The organism is Candidatus Nitronereus thalassa, assembly GCF_032191465.1.
In the GTDB taxonomy this organism is placed as follows: domain Bacteria; phylum Nitrospirota; class Nitrospiria; order Nitrospirales; family UBA8639; genus Nitronereus; species Nitronereus thalassa.
On record NZ_JAQOUE010000002.1, the window covers coordinates 271432 to 287287 of the forward strand.

General features: G+C 48.2%; 16 protein-coding genes. 7 read left to right on the forward strand and 9 right to left on the reverse strand.

Annotated features, from left to right (window positions below):
• Positions 1-29 precede the first annotated feature (29 nt).
• Positions 30-326, forward strand: coding sequence for an ATP-dependent Clp protease adaptor ClpS (locus PPG34_RS16570; protein WP_313834552.1), 297 nt, complete (start codon positions 30-32; stop codon positions 324-326).
• A 46-nt stretch (positions 327-372) separates the two neighbouring features.
• Here PPG34_RS16570 and PPG34_RS16575 read toward each other — a convergent pair whose 3' ends face one another.
• The 3 genes from PPG34_RS16575 to proC form a co-directional block, all read right to left on the reverse strand.
• Positions 373-744: a hypothetical protein gene (locus PPG34_RS16575; protein WP_313834553.1), complete on the reverse strand. Its 372-nt coding sequence runs from the start codon at positions 742-744 to the stop codon at positions 373-375.
• A gap of 414 nt (positions 745-1158) precedes the next feature.
• Positions 1159-1344: a cupin domain-containing protein gene (locus PPG34_RS16580; protein ID WP_313834554.1), complete on the reverse strand. Its 186-nt coding sequence runs from the start codon at positions 1342-1344 to the stop codon at positions 1159-1161.
• A gap of 65 nt (positions 1345-1409) precedes the next feature.
• Positions 1410-2351: a pyrroline-5-carboxylate reductase gene (gene proC, locus PPG34_RS16585; protein ID WP_313834555.1), complete on the reverse strand. Its 942-nt coding sequence runs from the start codon at positions 2349-2351 to the stop codon at positions 1410-1412.
• A gap of 498 nt (positions 2352-2849) precedes the next feature.
• Between proC and PPG34_RS16590 the strand changes: the two genes are divergently transcribed.
• The 3 genes from PPG34_RS16590 to PPG34_RS16600 all read left to right on the forward strand — a co-directional run bounded on the left by PPG34_RS16590 (position 2850) and on the right by PPG34_RS16600 (position 5839).
• Entirely contained in the window at positions 2850-3953 is a 1104-nt protein-coding gene (locus PPG34_RS16590; protein WP_313834556.1) for a HEAT repeat domain-containing protein, read from the forward strand.
• 146 nt (positions 3954-4099) lie between these two features.
• Positions 4100-5209, forward strand: coding sequence for a HEAT repeat domain-containing protein (locus PPG34_RS16595; protein ID WP_313834557.1), 1110 nt, complete (start codon positions 4100-4102; stop codon positions 5207-5209).
• Between the two features lie 75 nt (positions 5210-5284).
• Positions 5285-5839, forward strand: coding sequence for a hypothetical protein (locus PPG34_RS16600; RefSeq protein WP_313834558.1), 555 nt, complete (start codon positions 5285-5287; stop codon positions 5837-5839).
• Positions 5840-5841: 2 nt separating this feature from the next.
• Here PPG34_RS16600 and PPG34_RS16605 read toward each other — a convergent pair whose 3' ends face one another.
• Genes PPG34_RS16605 through PPG34_RS16620 form a run of 4 tightly spaced genes read right to left on the reverse strand, consistent with a single transcriptional unit; the run spans position 5842 to position 9759 of the window.
• A complete protein-coding gene (locus tag PPG34_RS16605) occupies positions 5842-6969 on the reverse strand; it encodes an LPP20 family lipoprotein (protein ID WP_313834559.1) in 1128 nt (375 codons plus the stop codon).
• Between the two features lie 13 nt (positions 6970-6982).
• On the reverse strand, positions 6983-8509 hold the full coding sequence (locus tag PPG34_RS16610; RefSeq protein ID WP_313834560.1) for a COG3014 family protein: 1527 nt from the start codon (positions 8507-8509) through the stop codon (positions 6983-6985).
• 14 nt (positions 8510-8523) lie between these two features.
• Positions 8524-9138 (reverse strand): penicillin-binding protein activator LpoB, encoded by a 615-nt coding sequence (locus tag PPG34_RS16615; protein WP_313834561.1) that lies wholly within the window; start codon positions 9136-9138, stop codon positions 8524-8526.
• Positions 9139-9180: 42 nt separating this feature from the next.
• On the reverse strand, positions 9181-9759 hold the full coding sequence (locus tag PPG34_RS16620) for an LPP20 family lipoprotein (protein WP_313834562.1): 579 nt from the start codon (positions 9757-9759) through the stop codon (positions 9181-9183).
• 90 nt (positions 9760-9849) lie between these two features.
• On the opposite strand from PPG34_RS16620, the gene PPG34_RS16625 reads away from it, so the two are divergent.
• The 3 genes from PPG34_RS16625 (at position 9850) to acs (ending at position 13955) form a co-directional block, all read left to right on the forward strand.
• On the forward strand, positions 9850-10143 hold the full coding sequence (locus PPG34_RS16625) for a hypothetical protein (RefSeq protein ID WP_313834563.1): 294 nt from the start codon (positions 9850-9852) through the stop codon (positions 10141-10143).
• A gap of 228 nt (positions 10144-10371) precedes the next feature.
• Positions 10372-11940 carry a DUF4301 family protein gene (locus tag PPG34_RS16630; RefSeq protein WP_313834564.1) on the forward strand — a complete coding sequence of 523 codons (1569 nt, stop codon included), beginning with the start codon at positions 10372-10374 and terminating at the stop codon, positions 11938-11940.
• A 131-nt stretch (positions 11941-12071) separates the two neighbouring features.
• Positions 12072-13955, forward strand: coding sequence for an acetate--CoA ligase (acs, locus tag PPG34_RS16635; RefSeq protein WP_313834565.1), 1884 nt, complete (start codon positions 12072-12074; stop codon positions 13953-13955).
• Positions 13956-14089: 134 nt separating this feature from the next.
• On the opposite strand, the gene PPG34_RS16640 is transcribed toward acs, so the two are convergent.
• Both PPG34_RS16640 and PPG34_RS16645 read right to left on the reverse strand, forming a co-directional pair.
• Positions 14090-14656, reverse strand: a complete 567-nt coding sequence (locus PPG34_RS16640; protein ID WP_313834566.1) for a hypothetical protein — start codon at positions 14654-14656, stop codon at positions 14090-14092.
• A 259-nt stretch (positions 14657-14915) separates the two neighbouring features.
• A complete protein-coding gene (locus tag PPG34_RS16645; RefSeq protein ID WP_313834567.1) occupies positions 14916-15839 on the reverse strand; it encodes a M48 family metalloprotease in 924 nt (307 codons plus the stop codon).
• Positions 15840-15856: the final 17 nt, after the last annotated feature.

Below are 15856 nucleotides of genomic sequence, written 5' to 3' on the forward strand. Positions count from 1 at the left end.
ATAGAATACCCTCATTCTCACATTCCATTATGGCAACCTTTCCCTCTACAGAAGTTGACGAAATCATCGAAGAAGGCACGGACCTCGGAACCGGGAAGGACTTTGAGGCCGAAGTTATCGTCTATAACTGCGACTGTCATACCTATCAGCAGGTCATCGACCTATTCTGTCGCTTTATCCCTGGAATGAATTCGTCAAAAGCCTTCGAACTTGCCTGGCGCATTGATCATGAGGGGAGCGCCCAAGTCTACAAAGGCTCGAAAAAGGCTGCAGATAATATTGCAGCAAAACTGGCAGGTGGTGGCCTCAAAGTAGAAGTTCGCTAACTTCCACAATCGTTACCTTCCACCACGACATTTCACAATCCCGGGATTATTTATGTTTGGCGATAGCCCTAGCCTTGGTTTTTTGCTTGGGTTTGGTTTTGGATTTAGATTTTGGTTTAACCTTCGAGGATAATTTTGGCGTAGACTTTTTAACCGGTTTTACTTTGGCGCGAGACGTTGAGGCAGATTTGGGTTTCGCTTTGGGTTGAGTCTTAGTTTTAGCCTTGGAAGTACTTTTTGTAAGCCGGGCACCTGACATGGAAGACTTTTTCGCCTGACTCTTGAGTATTGGTTTCCGGGTTTTCCCCTTTGACGCGGGTTTAGCCTTAGATTTCGATGGAGAAGTGCTTCCAGCAACCTTTTTAGATTTAGCAGGAGTTTGTTTCGATGCGGTCTTTTGACCCTGAACTTTTTTCAAGGAGACCGACTTTGAACCCTTCAAAGATTTAGATTGAATAGAGGGGGAAGTGTCAACAATGGGTGGTAAGGGTCTCGGGGCTGGCTTTCTGGCCGTCGGAAGCCCTTCCTTGTGCTTATGGGATGGCGGAGGGGGTGGCAATTTTCGAATTTTTATGGATTTCAGGCTATTCCCACTATACACCTTAACCTGATACAGCTCCATTAACTTGGAAACAGCATTTGCGTCACCCTTTCTCGCCAACGCCAGCAAATGCCGACGCTGGTTCATTTCCTCTTCTTCGGTATGCGATGTAACGCGCCTCTCCATAATAATTGAGACATCCCCTGTGCTGGTGGAAAATAGCCGAAATCCGTTCGGCGTGCGGGAGAGTTTGGCGTAAAGTACACTGTTAGGAAAATATTTTCCAGCAGCTTATTTTTTGGCAAATACCGCCGCATCGCAAGAAAAGTATTTTATCTGCTTCAGAGGGATGATCATCACCTCTTGGGGCGTATCAATTTCCAAGACTTCCATATCATCACTGATGGTATGGCGGACGGCATTATTCACCATCACTTCCTGATTATCCGTAAAAACGACCTTCACCCAATACTGCACAACCTACTCCTTTCCCCAAATTTGATGAGCCCTATTTTCCCCCACTCACCCGGGGGAGGACCTATCTAGGTAGCCCGCTTGGCTCGACCAACGCCATTTTTTCGTGACGCTATATGCCTTGACTGGCCCAGTTTCCCTAACTTTCTAGAACGTAGGGTGGCGCTTTGCACCGCATTAATTACGGTCCCCCGAAGTTTTCCTTCTTCCAAACTATGTAACCCCGCAATGGTCGTCCCTCCAGGAGACGCCACGCGGTCTTTCAAAGCCCCAGGGTGCTCACCACTTTCAAGGACCATCTTGGCCGCACCTAAAACCGTCTGGGCGGCTAATAACTGTGCAACTTCACGCGGCAAGCCCATTTTTACTCCACCATCGGCCAACGCCTCAATAAAAACATAAACATAGGCAGGCCCTCCACCACTAAGCCCCGTAATGGTATCAATGTGGGTTTCCTCGACCACCACGACCTTTCCGACCGCCTCAAAGATGGATTTTCCTATTTCAAGTTCCTGAGAAGATACACCTGGGCCCCCGGCCAATGCCGTGGCCCCCTCCAGCACAATGCTGGGGGTATTCGGCATGACCCGGATAATATGCTTGGTAGAACGAAGCTTAGATTGGATTCTTTCAATAGGCACACCAGCCGCCACAGATAATACCAAGGGATTTGATCGAGCAGGTAACTTCAACCCTACCACGACCTCATCAATAACCTGAGGCTTCACCGCCAAAATTAGAATATCGCACCATTTAGCAGCCTGAGCATTGTCAGACCCAACACGAACCCCATATTGGGTTTTAAAATGCTTCAACCTCGACTCCGAAACATCCGTGGCAAAAATTTGCGAGGGCTGAACCACTCGTTTCTTAAGCAATCCAGACACCAAGGCCTCGGCAATATTTCCGGCCCCGATAATGGCAATATTGAGATTTTTCAGCATAACCGCGCGAGTATATCGTGTGCGGATTACCCATTCAACTAAAGAACCATCTCCAATTTGGCCCACAACTCATAATGCCCATGGAAAAAAATTCATTGCGATGAGAAAAGGAGTGGATAAGTTAAGAGGCCCGGCATGAATATTGCCCTATTCCTTCACTGACAGGACCTCATTTTTTCCAAACAAAAACGATTGCCTGCCAACGGTTAGCCGGAAATTCAAAACCGGTTCCTGGGTAGAGGCTGACACTCCTTCTCCTGCAAAACCAAAAAACCCTCCCCAACTCAGGCTTATCCCTATACATCTTCCTTTTTACCGTTTATCATGTTCTCGTGAAAAAGGAGTGCAGTGCCTTTTTCCGTCTAAAATTATTAGGAAGTTTTTGGCTATTTCCTCTGGAAAGTTTGTGTATTGTAAGATGTGATTAGAATGTTAAACAGCCTCAAAAGATTATGCCCATCCAATCCAGCCCCACGACTATTCCCGACTGTATTCTGTACTGCCGCAAACGTTGGCAGCCCGTCACCATACCATGGGACGACTATGGCCCCAAGGAGGCTCCTCATGAAACACTGCTTATTCTTCACTTCTATTTTAGTCACATTATCTCTTCTAATGGTTCCCGAAAGTAGTTTCGCTCGACGAACTCATATGACTCCCGAAGAAAGGACCCACCTTGAAAAAGCCAAGACGGTTCTCGTCACAGTCCTTGCCTTAACTGAAAAAGGCGCCTCGGACGCCACAGATCTCACTAAGATTGTGACTCAGGGTTTAGGAGACATTGGATATGAGGTAGTCACTGATCGAACAAAGGCTCATGATGTCGAGTTTAAAGTTAAATGCGAAGAGCGAAAAACCTGGACGGGAACGACACCTGAGGGAGGAGACGCCGAATTGGCGGATGCGCCATCCCGACTTTGGAATGGTCCAGCCTGTCTCTTTACTTACCTGCTCAACGGAAAAAATTTGGGTTGGTATAAAGAGGTACGTACTCCGTTTCAAGATTCTATCACTGCGGCAAAAATTGCTGGAGCGAAAGATCCAGGCTTGTTTGCCCTGGAACAATTAACTACGCAAGTATCCAACTATGACTTTCCGGTATTGATCGCCGCAGAATGGGGACAACCCCAACGACTAGTAAAACTCTTGGAGGCCCCGAATACACCAAAACTCAGGAAGCTCAAAATTCTCTCTACGCTAAGTATGCATGAAGCTGACCTAGCACTACCGCAAATCACCGAACTGGTGAAACAAAAGGACTTGGCTCAGGAAGCCATTGCCGCACTCAAAGGAGTTGGAGAAGACTCCATCCCCACGCTCATCGATTTATTCCAAAACTCCCCGCAACCAGAGATTCAGGCAGCGGCAGCTGAAGCCCTCGGAGATGTTGCGGGGGCCAGTGGCAACCCTACTGCGATTCCCCCACTGATTGCCTACCTCAAGAGGGCATTGTCCACCATGAAAACATCTGAAGATATTAATTTTCCCGTACTCACTCCTGTGGTCTGGTCATTGGGAAAATTGCGGGATGAAAAAGCAATAGCACCCATGACCGAATTGAATAAAAAGGTATGGCTCATTTACGATAAATCTAAAGAAATGGCGGATCTTCGCGAAGCCGCCAATTGGACGTATAAACAGTTGGATCTGGATGGACACGTAAGTTAACCATGGGCATGAAACACTGGGCCGGTTAAACACTCAAACAAACCTTAGACAATTTTCACCCTTGTCCTTCACGTTGAAGGGCAAGGGTCGTTTATTTTACAATCCCCCCCCACACAGCAATGACTCCACCTTGGTCAGGAGGCCCCATGATGACACATTCTATTAGACTGTTCTTGAGTATTTGTTTAGTTATCCTGGGAATTGCCGCAGAAAGTTCGGCACGACGAACCCACATAGACCAAGAACAACGAACGCAACTCGCCAAAATCAAAACGGTTTATCTCAATATCATAGCTCTCACAGAAAATGGCCGTGTGCCATCCGATGATCTTTCGTCACTCATCAAAAGTCGTATGGAAGAGATCGGCTATACCGTGGTCACCGACAAGAAAGCCCCGCATGATGTACAGTTTTTTGTCAAATGTGAAGAACGAAAGCGTTGGAAAGGCACGACCCCTTCCGGAGGCGATGCCGAGTTAGCCGATGCCCCGGCGCGATTGTGGAGAGGTCCAGCCTGCTTGTTTAACTATTTGCTTGATGGCCGTGATTTAGGTTGGTACAAAGAAACCCGCACGGACTTTGAAGATGCTTATGCCGCGGCCCAACAAGCCAAGGTCAAAGATTCCGGGGAATACGCTATGAGCCAACTCAAACTTAAATTAGAAAAATTTGATTTCCCGGTGATGGCTGCCACCGAATGGGGGCATACGGAACGCTTGGCCAAATTACTGGAAGATCCGAAAACCTCTAAGCCCCGCTTGCTTCGCATTCTCGGCACCTTGTCAAAAGTGCAATCCAAAGCAGCCATGCCCCACCTCATTAAATTGGCTCATGATGAAAATACGGAATATGCAGAGGAAGCCATCATTGCACTTGCCGGGATGGGTAGTTCTGCAACACCAATCTTGACCGACATCTTCGTGAACTCAAAAATCTCACGAATTCAGGCCGCAGCTGCCAAGGGCCTGGGGTTGATTGGGGCCCACACCGGCGATCCTACTATCACTCCTCCGCTCTTGGATTATCTCAATAAAAACCTTGAAGACATGGACGAATCCTCAGATATCGACTTTCCTGTACTAACTGAAGTCGTATGGTCTATTGCGAAATTGCGAAATGATAAATCTATTGTCCCCATTGAACAACTCAACATTAAAATTTGGCTCATCCGCGACACCTCCGAAGAAATGAAAAAACTTCGGGAGGCGGCCAATGTCGCCACGAAAATGGTGGACTTGGATTATCAGATCATGTAAATCGGTATCCAGCCCGCCTTTGACACCCCTCACCTTTATGCAGAGGGAGATTTTATCCCCATCTTTGAAGGGTCTATGCGCGCACCACATGTTATTTTATCACCTAGCACAGTTGATACATTAGCACTTGTAAACCTCATTTTGCTTCTCTGTCTTCCCCAGTTCTTGCCACTCGCATCCGCACAAACTTCAAAAGACCAAGTAGAACTGATGCACTTGCGAGACAAAGCCGAAGAAGCCATGTCCGTGGGTGATCCTCAAACCGCCGCAACCAATTCCGGCAAAGCCGCACTCTTAGCTTCGCTCATGGCCAAGGATGAAACGCGCCCAGTTTTTCGTTCTCAATTGGAAAGCCTGGAAGCCATGTTTCGCACACAAGAGCAGATCTATCGAGCCATTGCTCTATTCCAGCAAAGTGGAGAACATGTCCCCGCCTCCTCCGGTGTATGCAAATCAATTACACAGGCTTCGAGTCACCAGAGGCAGGCAAAAAAGCTGTTGGCCACAAATCCCCCCGCTGATCCAATGTTCGAATCACTGCCAACCGACTTACAAGAATGGAAAGAAATTATCGATGAATTACAAACCGAATTTGGCTGCGCAAAGAAAATCGGAAAGGGAGGGCCTTAGAATCAAGGCCGATGATTCAGGCAGGGACTGGAAAACACTGGAACATTCTCAGTCGATTCTCTCGTTAAAGAACTAAATATCGTGGTCACGACCTCTTGAGCCAACGTAGCCTGCATTACGGCGGATGCCCGGGCCCGAGCCTCACGTGGAGTGACATGTCCTTCACGGTCGGATCGATTTACTACTCCTATCACACGATTTTGACGCGGATCAATTACCTGCACATCTCCACACCACCGCGCATAAACAAATAACGGATCACGCGAATCAATATCCCAGACGCGAACCGAACCCTGAATGAGCAAATCTGCAGCTTGTTGGGAAACTCCGACATGAGAATCCAAAGCCTCTATCGTTGAAGCACCCTCGATACGTACAGGGAGCCCTTCTTGGCCAAGCTTCTGCACAATCGCTGACTGGACGTCAGCCGCTTGATCACCGACAATATGAACCTCAACCACAAACTGTTCCTTGACAAATTCATCAAGCTCCTGTCGAAGCTGACCTAATTCATAAGGAGGCGGAATCCCACGTCCACTTTCTCGGATAACCCGAAGGTCCACATTCACCTTATCGCGCTCCTGCCATACCTGAATGGCATGTTTGAGCTGTCCCAAGTGCGTGAGCTTGTCCTCACTTGTTCGAGCCCGCTGTACCTTACTCTTTATCGTCTGATCATAGGCTTGAATTTGTTCCATCAAGCCACGTTCCACTTGTTGGCGATCAAGCCCGGCAAGCACATACATTTCCTTGGTTTCTGGATGTTGCCACCGTTCCAACACTTGCACATGACTAAGAACCTTATTTGTCGTCACACGCGTGGACTGTTCGAGTCCCAACTCACGTTGTGTCTGTGTCGACCCATCTTTTTCCAATAACCGAAACGCCTCCGAATCCTGAACCCTCGACTGAACATGAGCCGAAAAAATTTTGGCTACGGCGGCGTACGCCCGCTCCTCGGCCACAGAACCGGAGGACCCATGCCCGACACCGACGAGATACCGACTTGTTGGATATTGCTCGCTGGCTCCCATGAGCCAGGAGGGAGGGTCCACGTATTTGAACATCGTACAGGCGCTCAGGCTAAACCCTACGACCAAGATTAAAATTGACCACTGTTTACTTGCCATTGGGATCAAGTTTCTACTCCGGGGTAAATACCGTCAGAATTTGCGTTTCCCCAGGCTGCACAGTCACGGTAAAAGTCTTGGGGGCTCCTATTAAATTACTTTGCCGACCTACTGATTGATACTTCAAGGTCAAGGGACCAGGCGTTACAAAAAACCGAGAAACATGAATTTCATCAGGAAGGGTACGCCAACTACGCTTATCCGCTTCTTCCGTGGTAATCACAAGGACTTTCAGCAAGGTGGATACGATCGCGTGAATAAGATTCCGTGTTTCCTCATCCTTGCCAGCGGCACTCACTCCGTACCCAATGCCCTCAGCGGTGGACATTTTTAATGCTGCCCGAGCGACCGTCCGCAAGGTCACGCTCGGCAAGCGGTCTGCCAAATTTTTTTTCGCCGCAGCCGTCACACTGCTCATCAATTCCGTCTGATAATTCTCTTGCCCTCCCACCCCGTTTACAATAACCCGGCCAAAGCTGACCCTTGTCTTTTGCGGAACGACACGCGGAAGAGAGATTCTCACGATTTCGCCTTGGAGTCCATAGAGCACGGCATCCACCCCACCCGCCTGTTGGGGTTGATTCCGCCCCAATTGCTTGGTGTACAACAGGAGCCCCAACGCATCCAGACTGATCGGCACATCAATAAACTGATCTTCTAAACGTGGTGCTCGGCCATGCATGCCAATAAGGACAATCTCTCCTTGTCCATTATTCTGCCCTGACGGCCACGAAATTCCAGGAAATGCCTGTTTATAGCCGGCATGCTCATTCGAGAGATTCAATCGTTGGGTGATTCGCAATAAATCCTGTTTTAGCGTTTGTGGAATCGTCACCTCCGACCAAGACTGGGCACGTTGATATGCCTCGTAGGATTTTCGATAGGCCACGAACGCATTACTGAGATCGCCATTAGCCTCATACAACAGCCCCGATAAATAGCGTGCAAACGGATCTTCCTGGTAATCTTCTTTATCAACAGTATCGGCTAACACGTTAAGTCGATGATCTATCCGGCGCGCCTCAACCAATGCCTCGCCAAGTTGACCAAGCCTGGCATAATTCAACGCATTGATAACATTAATATACACTTGCTCATATGGATCACCACGAAAGGGCCGCTTGGCATCATTGACGATGAGGGACAAGGCTTCATTGCGAAGTTGACGCGTATATAAATCTTCCACCATCGCGTCGGCCTGTTCCAAGACCTTGGCACTTTCTTCATAGCGACCTGCCAAATGTAACGCCATCCCATGATCCATAAGATACAGTAGCTGACTTGTCGCCCCATACTGGGCTTCCGCAGCCACAATTATTTGGTTGGCTTGCTCAGGATTTCCCTGATGGAGGCTGGCGTACAATTTGTCGTAATGGGATAAGCTTCCTGCACAGCCTTCGAGCACCATGAACAACAAAAGCAATAGCCAGGAAGCCGGAACGAGGGGGAAAACCTGTTGAAATCTTTTATTTAGGAAGGAAAGAGGAAAGAACCCTAAGGAAGCGCTTGAAGTCTGCTCGGCAAGATGCAAGACCTTCACCAGACATCAGTCAGCTAAAAAATTGTGCGCTTTCGTTCAATGACTTTTTTAATCTTATGCTGGCCATACCAGGATTTCGTATTATCGGCCAAGCTTACTAATTCTAAATCGACCTGATAAAAAATCGCCTTAGTGCCTTCAGCTTCATCCTGAATGGTTGAAATCCGGCCTTTCATAATATAGTCGGCACCAATCTCACGACCTGGAGCCTTTTGAGTATCCTGACGAGAATGTGATGCCTGGTCCAGCCGTTCTTCACGAACTTCCTGTCGGTCAGATTTATCAGCCACAAAGGTGACTTTTTGGCTATTGGTCATTTCTCGTTCTAAATCACTGATAAACGTCTGGGTATTAATATGTTCATGGCTAAGATTTTCAACGGTGCCGACAATCACCACTGGCTGCCGAGTTTGCTGCGAGGTAAAATTTCCCAACCACGGACGCGACAACATTTCACTAATCATTTTTTCGGCGACTTGCTTGGAATCAGTATCATTCCAACGTCCGCTAAGATCCGTAGTCACACCGGTATCAACCCGCGTCACTCGCTTTTCCGTCGCGCAACCAGAAAGCAACCCCGTCAACAACAATAGCGCGCTTAACCAAGAAACTTGTCGGATCATGTTCATGACCGGTGATCTTTCCACTATAAATTGATTTATTATCATCGTTTACTGCTCAGACACACTCGCTTGGCGTTTTGCTTCTTCTTGTTCCAAGCGATCAAAAATACGTTCGCCATTTTTCTTCACGAAGTTTTTGACTTCCTTGTCCAACTCCTTGGCTTGATTCAAGGCCTCTTGCATATCTTTAAACGAGAGCTTGGCCAGGACATAATACATATCTTTTTCTTCATCTTTATACCGTTCAATTTGTCTCACACCATTCAAAGTCACAGCCGTAAACGTCTTGATCGCCCGTTGGACATCTTGTTCTGCAGACATGCCTGGAGATTCCGTAGCCGCCGTGGTGGCGACATAATCTCTCATCAGGTACGCGGTATAGGTCTCAAAACTTTTGGCCACCTCGGCACGAGCGCGATTTTCGGCTATCTCCCAAGCGACAGATTCCATGGGAACTTTTTCAACCGTTCCCACTCCATAGATTGACTTACTGTCATCTTTATTCAGCACTCCTGAGCCCTCTTTCACCCAGTCCGGAGCCCCTCCGCATCCGCTAAGCAACAAGGCCACGACCAGACATACCCCGCCTGCGAAATAGTTCCATTGTGTGCGTACTGGGACTTTCATAGATGCCTCCTCAGATCTTCAAAGGTCAGGTGGGGAAAACTGAGTCAACCTTAATCTTCACAAACCAACATTAGAGAAAACCTCAAAAAAATGCTAACATGCACCCCCTACCCTGTCAAGAAAACTTCGAAGAAAAACCTCGTCATTACAGGGGATTACGAGGATACATCTCAGACGCGCCAAGATCGCGACAAAGAACATGGAGGACATACCGTGGCTGAAGTTAAAATGGAAGACGGGATCATCAAGATTATTGAATTAGACATACAGGATCCCAAGGTGGCCAAAGTGCTGGCGGAATACCCGGAAAATCGATGGTGCGAAATCACCCGACGCGCCTTGAAAATTGGGCTGGGTTACTTAAAAGGAGGCGCTCAAGATTAATTTCCACATGCGGGGCCAGCTTCAAGACAGTATGTGGATCCATTCCTCATATGAGCGTCAGGCAGTAAAATTGTTTATTGGTCGGCTCTATACCGAGTGAAAGCCACTCTTGATCTTATTCATTTGTCGGTACCCATTAAAGGCTCCCCTTAAATATGACGAAATGACTGAAGGGTTGATTTTTCAGTCCCTTAGAAGGCCTTCAATGGTTAGGAAATTTTAGAACTTATGAACTCAACATGCAAAATTGACCACATGCTCACTCAACATGACCGAGAGTGCATCGCAAAGAGAGGAACCTCCGTCGAAACCATTGAACACCAGCTCACCACTTTTCAACGCGGAATTCCTTTTACTCACATTACGAAACCCTGTACGATTCAAGATGGCATAACACAATTCACCAAAAGCGACCTTCCGGATCTCGAAGCGACTTTCGGGCAAGCCATGACCACGGGGCGGGTCACTAAATTTGTCCCAGCCTCTGGCGCAGCCTCCCGCATGTTTAAAACTCTGTTGGCTATCTGTGCGGATTCTACAATCGCTGCCCCCTTTTCCGTGACTCCGTCAGAACAATCTGATCTAGAAACCTTTTTACAACGACTCTCGGACTTTGCCTTCATCAATGACTTAACGAGCACTCTCTCCAAACAAGGACACCAACTAGAGAACCTCCGTGACCAGGGGCAACATCAACCTATCTTGGAAGCGCTACTCCATCCAACTGGGCTGAATTACGCCAAACGACCTAAAGGCCTTCTGGCATTTCATAGGTATCCAGACCACATACGCACCCCCATTGAAGAGCATTTAATTGAAGCCACCGTGTATGCCAAAGACGCCAACAACCAAGCTCAAGTGCACTTTACGATTTCCCCCGAACATCAGGAGGCCGTACAAGAACATATTGAAGTTGCCCGTCAACGATTCAAGAAAGCTGACCACGATTGGATCGTCACATGCTCACTCCAAAAAGCCTCTAGCGATACCATTGCCGTAGACTTGAATAACCAACCGTTCCGAGACCGCCACGGCAATCTACTTTTTCGTCCGGGGGGCCATGGTGCGCTTCTTACAAACGTGAATGAACTCGAGGGAGATATTGTCTTCATCAAAAATATCGACAATGTGGTCCCGGATCACCTGAAAGAAGAAACCTATACATATAAACGAGCCATAGGCGGCTATCTCATTTCGATTCAAGGGACCCTCTTTGAATACCTTCGACAGCTCGACAAGGAAAGCGCGACCACACAACAACTGGACGATATGTTGGAATGGGCTCAGTCAACATTGCATTGTTCACATCCAACACCGTGGAAAGAGTGGGATCGTTTACAACGCACCCATCATCTCCGTAGGTTCTTCCACCGACCAATCCGCGTCTGCGGCATGGTGAAAAATACGGGTGACCCTGGAGGAGGACCATTTTGGGTACAACACCAAGACGGCACCACTTCACTGCAAATTGTAGAATCTTCTCAGGTGGATCCTCGTTCCACGGAACAACAACGCATCTTTGCTTCCTCCACACACTTCAATCCTGTCGATATGGTATGCGGGGCCCGCGACTACCAAGGCAAGCCATTCGACCTCACACAATACATCGACCCCAACGCCGGATTCATCTCACAAAAATCATACGAGGGACGTGAGCTGAAAGCACTTGAACTCCCTGGGCTTTGGAATGGTGGCATGGCTAAGTGGCATACGATTTTCGTAGAAGTTCCACGTCACACTTTTAACCCTGTGAAAACCGTCTTCGATCTCCTCTTACCCGCACATCAACCAGAATAATTTGAAATTACATTTTTTCTTGCAGCAAGGCGTCAAGGACCGCATAATAAAAATCATACACCAACATATCCCAAGTTTGATGATTTCAATCCACCCACATCACGACTTTTTATTTTCGAGGGGAACCACTCATGGCAGAACAAATTGAAACATTATTAAAGACTTCCACCGTGTACCGCCCCACCGAAAAAACTCTGAGTGAGGCGTATATCAAGGATTATGAAACCGCATATAAAGAGTCGATTGCCGACCCTGAAAAATTTTGGGATGGCATCGCCAAGGAATTGGAATGGTTTTCCCCTTGGAATCAAGTATTGGAATGGAAATACCCATGGGCCAAATGGTTTCTCGGCGGAAAGTGCAACATCTCCTACAATTGCCTGGATCGGCACGTCAACAGTTGGCGCAAGAACAAGGTTGCGGTCATCTGGGTCGGAGAAAAAGGCGAGGAACGGATTTTCACCTATGCCGAACTCTCTCGACAGGTAAATCGTTGTGCAAATGCCCTAAAATCCATCGGGCTCAAAAAAGGCGATGTGGTCACCATTTATCTCCCAAAAATTCCCGAGCAAATTATCGCGATGTTAGCCTGCGCTCGAATCGGCGTCATTCACTCCGTTATTTACTCAGGGTTTAGTGCCCCGGCTTTAGAATCGCGCATCAAGGATGCCAACGCCAAAATGATCATTACCGCTGACTGTGGTTACGATCGCGGGAAAAGTATCGATCTCAAAAAAGTTGTCGACGAGGCAGTATCAAAAAGTCCAAGCATTGAAAAAATGGTCGTCGTGCGGCGAGAAAAACCTGGCAATACTCTCAAAGAGAATGAAATCGATTGGGAAGAATGGATGGAGGGACAATCCACCAACTGCGAAGCCGAACAATTGGACTCCGAAACACCGCTGTATTTCCTGTACACCTCCGGAACCACCGGCAAACCTAAGGGCGTGGTGCATGTACACGGTGGTTATATGGTCGGCACCTACATTACTACGAAATATATTTTCGATCTCAAGGATGAAGATGTGTACTTCTGCGTAGCCGATCCAGGTTGGGTTACCGGACACAGTTATATCGTTTACGGTCCGTTGCTCAATGGCGCCACCGTGTTGACCGCCGAAGGCAAACCCGACTACCCCAATCCAGGACGCTGGTGGGACCTCATTTCAAAATATGGCGTATCGATTTTTTATACAACCCCTACGGCCATTCGTTTACTCATGAAGTATGGCGAAGATTGGCCTGGAAAATACGATCTCTCCTCCTTACGTGTGCTCGGCTCAGTGGGAGAACCCATTAACCCCGAAGCATGGGAATGGTTTCATCGCGTAACAGGTGGAGACAAACCTATCATGGATACCTGGTGGCAAACAGAGACCGGATCAATTCTCGTGAGCCCACTACCCTGCGTGCCGCTCAAACCTGGGTCTGCTACCCGACCCTTCTTAGGCATTGAAGCGGATGTGGTGGATAAAGAAGGCAACAGCATCGGCACCGGTGGGGGATTCGCCGTCATCAAAAAACCTTGGCCCTCGATGATGCGCACGATTCACAAAGACCCGGATCGTTACCTTGGATACTGGAATAACATCCCTAACTGCTATACCGCAGGCGACGTGTGTCACAAAGATGAAGACGGCTATTTCTGGTTCATGGGCCGGGCGGATGATGTAGTCAAAGTCGCGGGCAATCGAATCGGCACCGCAGAAGTGGAAAGTGCGTTAGTGAGTCATGATGCAGTCGTTGAAGCCGCCGTTATCGGCAAACCACATAAAACCGCCGGGGAGATGATCAAAGCCTTTGTGATATTAAAGCAGGGACAAACCGAAAGTTCAGAACTGATTAAGAACCTGAAGGCGCATGTCCAAACCGAACTCGGAAAAATTGCCGTTCCACGAGAAATCGATATCGTCACCTCGCTGCCAAAAACCCGGTCAGGAAAAATCATGCGCCGCGTCCTAAAAGCGAAAGAACTCGGCCAAGACCCCGGTGACATTTCGACATTAGAAGAATAGAACATCAAAAAAAATGGCGAGCGGCATTTCTAAAAGCCACTCGCCATTTTTTCTTCGAACCCTCTACCTATCAGCCATCGACACCCGAAAGAAAGCAAAAACTTTCAGTCCATAACTCAAGACTCTTTAGCCAATCAACCTCCCTGTTTAGTTTGCCCTTTTAGGCCTAATTGGGCCAAAGTCTTCCCGGCGCATTCAGGACAATAACTATGTGTAAACTGGGTGTTGGAATGCTGCCCGATATACACTTCCAGCTGTTGCCAGAGGCCTTGCTGATCGCGAATCTTCTTGCACTGGGCACAAATGGGAAGGAAGGACTCAAGAACTTTGATTTCCGAGAGCGATTTGCGCAAAGCCTCTGTGACCTCCCGCTCCCGATCGAGTAAGTCTCTCACCTTTGCGAGGGCCCACCCAATGGCCAGGAACGACACGAGGCGAATCAGAGAGTTCCAAACGAAGATACCCCATGACGAGTAGGCATGCCCATCATGAAAATCCGCAACAAACCAAACTACGGCGCTGAATAACGCAAGACCAACGGCTCCCAAAAGGCCGAAGAACCACGCACCAACCGACACGGGTAAAAAGTACAACGCAAAAAAGGCTAACTCATAACCCGTAAGCCAATCGAGAATTCCCACAACCACTACGGAAATGATAGACACTACCCCCCACACCCACAATGGCAACTTATTTTTCATGATGTGTTTCCCTTGGGAAAATGAAATAGATGCCGAACAATGGCCAAATGCCACGGGCTAACAATATTGAGATGGATACGTTCGTCGTTGGAATTTTACCACGCTTGGAGGGGAGGATGCTGTCGGAAGGTAGCTGCTTTTTCTGGCAACACACCACCATCAACGGTCGGTAATTCGTGCAGATGTTCCTACGCCATTGATGATGCAGTCAGTTAATAGAAGTCTATTAGTTCCTCATTCGTATTTAGGGAATGGCATACTACTCACTCAACACATAAAACCGAGTAGATAGCGTTTTACCGTCCGGAAAGCGATCAAAGCTCCCCATGGCATCGCCCAATTTGGACAGGCGTGCGTCGGGTTGTGGATGCGTCTTGAACAAGAGGGAAACACTACTATCCTTGGCACTCACATGCCCAATTTCTTGTAACACGACAGGCAATCCGTAGGAGTCATACCCGGCTCGTGTTGCTAACACAACACCGATTCGGTCAGCCTCGTATTCGGCATCCTTATCCAAGCCCCGCGCCATGATTTCCGCACCGTTTCCGATTAAATGTTGAATGGCTTCATCCCCGGTCTTGTTCCCGACACGGCCAAGCTTGCTGGATAACAGACGACTTCCTAGATCAAGGGCTTTGCTTTTCTTGAGCACGGTCAAATGGTGCTGTTTAATCACGTGGCCAATTTCATGTCCAAGCACGCCTGCCAATTCGGCTTCGTTGTTCAATTTCCTGTAGAGCCCTTTGGTAAGAAAAATGAATCCACCGGGCGCCGCAAACGCATTAATGTCCTCACTCTCCAACACCCCGAACGACCACGGCAAATCGTTCCGTCCACTCTGAAGCGCCACCCACATGCCTACTTTATTGACGTACCGCTGGAGAGATTCATCAGGCACGAGTGGGGCAGCGCCAAGAAGCCTCCCGGCGATTTCCTGTCCGATGGCAATTTCCTCTTCTACAGATGTCCCCTTGAGCAACCCTGCCACATCAGTAAGCGATGGTGGATTTTTCGCTTTCTGATCCTGAGAGGATGGAGGCGACTTTTCCTTTTTGAGAATTGTGGATAGATCTTCCTTTTTGTCGAGTTTCTTGAGCACCTCGCCAAAGTCGAAGGCGTAGGAAAAATTTACTGTGATGGCCATGATGAGAAGTCCGATACCTATGGCAATTGATCGCATTGCATATCCCTTTCTAC

Bases quoted from the DNA above. Each gene is read 5' to 3' on its own strand.
- PPG34_RS16570 (WP_313834552.1), top strand. From the start codon at position 30: ATGGCAACCTTTCCCTCTACAGAAGTTGACGAAATCATCGAAGAAGGC.
- PPG34_RS16590 (WP_313834556.1), top strand. From the start codon at position 2,850: ATGAAACACTGCTTATTCTTCACTTCTATTTTAGTCACATTATCTCTT.
- PPG34_RS16595 (WP_313834557.1), top strand. From the start codon at position 4,100: ATGATGACACATTCTATTAGACTGTTCTTGAGTATTTGTTTAGTTATC.
- PPG34_RS16600 (WP_313834558.1), top strand. From the start codon at position 5,285: ATGCGCGCACCACATGTTATTTTATCACCTAGCACAGTTGATACATTA.
- PPG34_RS16605 (WP_313834559.1), bottom strand. From the start codon at position 6,969: ATGGCAAGTAAACAGTGGTCAATTTTAATCTTGGTCGTAGGGTTTAGC.
- PPG34_RS16615 (WP_313834561.1), bottom strand. From the start codon at position 9,138: ATGAACATGATCCGACAAGTTTCTTGGTTAAGCGCGCTATTGTTGTTG.
- PPG34_RS16620 (WP_313834562.1), bottom strand. From the start codon at position 9,759: ATGAAAGTCCCAGTACGCACACAATGGAACTATTTCGCAGGCGGGGTA.
- PPG34_RS16625 (WP_313834563.1), top strand. From the start codon at position 9,850: ATGCTAACATGCACCCCCTACCCTGTCAAGAAAACTTCGAAGAAAAAC.
- PPG34_RS16630 (WP_313834564.1), top strand. From the start codon at position 10,372: ATGAACTCAACATGCAAAATTGACCACATGCTCACTCAACATGACCGA.
- acs (WP_313834565.1), top strand. From the start codon at position 12,072: ATGGCAGAACAAATTGAAACATTATTAAAGACTTCCACCGTGTACCGC.
- PPG34_RS16640 (WP_313834566.1), bottom strand. From the start codon at position 14,656: ATGAAAAATAAGTTGCCATTGTGGGTGTGGGGGGTAGTGTCTATCATT.
- PPG34_RS16645 (WP_313834567.1), bottom strand. From the start codon at position 15,839: ATGCGATCAATTGCCATAGGTATCGGACTTCTCATCATGGCCATCACA.